This is a genomic window from Ideonella azotifigens, from assembly GCF_006519715.1.
In the GTDB taxonomy this organism is placed as follows: Bacteria; Pseudomonadota; Gammaproteobacteria; order Burkholderiales; family Burkholderiaceae_C; genus Ideonella; species Ideonella azotifigens.
In genome coordinates this window covers 1-1311 of record NZ_VIDT01001075.1, presented here as the reverse complement: position 1 = coordinate 1311, position 1311 = coordinate 1, and the positions used below count along the sequence as shown (strand labels likewise).

The 1311-nt window shown below is 69.3% G+C and carries 1 protein-coding gene and 1 pseudogene; both read right to left on the bottom strand.

Annotated features, from left to right (window positions below; translation table 11 throughout):
- Positions 1-885: ABC transporter ATP-binding protein (locus FKP22_RS30680; protein ID WP_141291966.1), on the bottom strand; the 885-nt coding region annotated here is incomplete at its 3' end.
- A 19-nt stretch (positions 886-904) separates the two neighbouring features.
- A pseudogene (locus FKP22_RS33190) lies at positions 905-1311 on the bottom strand (hypothetical protein); the annotation flags it as partial.

Sequence of the window (1311 nt, the reverse complement as noted above, 5' to 3'; positions counted from 1 at the left end):
CTCGCTGCGCACGCCCAGCGTGACCTTGGCGCCCAGCGCCAGGCCATCGGGCGAGACACCGGCCGTCACCTGCGTGCCGTCGCGCAGCGCGACCGTGACGCCGCCCGGCGCCAGCGATACGACCTGCGCGCTCAGCAGGTTCATCTGCGGCGAGCCGATGAAGCGAGCCACGAACAGGTTGCGCGGGTGCTGGTACAGGTCCATCGGCGTGCCGACCTGGGCGACGCTGCCGTGGCGCGTCATGTCCTCACCGGTGTGCAGCAGCACGATCTTGTCGCCCAGCGTCATGGCCTCGACCTGGTCGTGCGTGACGTAGACGGTGCTGGCGCGGCCGTACTCACGGTGCATGCGCGCAATCTCCAGCCGGGTCTGGGTGCGCAGCGCGGCGTCCAGGTTGGACAGCGGCTCGTCGAACAGGAACACGCCCGGATTGCGCACCAAGGCGCGCCCGATGGCCACCCGCTGCCGCTGCCCGCCGGACAGCGCGCGCGGCTTGCGCTCCAGGAGGTGCTCGATCTCCAGCACCTTCGCGATCTGCCCGACGCGGGTGCGGATTTCCGGGCTTTTCATGCCGGAGAGCTTGAGCCCAAACGAGATGTTCTGCGACACGCTGAGGTGGGGGTACAGCGCGTAGTTCTGGAACACCATCGCCACGTCGCGCTCCGAGGGCGCCAGGTCGTTGACAGGCTTGCCGCCGATGCGAAGCGTGCCGCCGGTGATGTCTTCCAGCCCGGCAATCATGCGCAGCAGCGTGGACTTGCCGCAGCCGCTGGGGCCGACGAAGACGCAGAACTCGCCGTCGGCAATGTCGAGCGAAACGTCGCGCACGATGTCGGCGCCGCCGTCGTAGCGCTTGAACAAATGTTCCAGGGTCACACTGGCCATGGGCTTTCCGATCCGGTCGTCAGAGGGACAGGCGCAGCTCGCGCCGTGTGTGCAGCGCCACGCTGGCCAGCGTGGGCCGCCCACCCACCTCGCGCAAGCGCTCGCGCGCGAAGGCTTCGAGGAAGATGGGCGCTTCGGGGTCGGCCGCCAGCACCGCCAGTTCCAGCACCGGCCAGCGGCCATCTGAGTGCCCCCAGGGCTGGGCGATACCCAGCCCGCCCCCCGTGGGGGACAAGGCAACTTGGGACGGCCCGGCGTTCCCTTGCACGACAAAACGGTCCACGCCAATCTGCCACGGCTCACCGTCGTAGAAATGGTCGTCCACCAGCTCACCGTCGGCATACAGCCTCGCCGCGTCGCCCAGGTAGTCCAGCACCAGCATCACGCGGCCAGGGCCTTGCGCCAGCTCGGCCGGCAGGTCCAGGC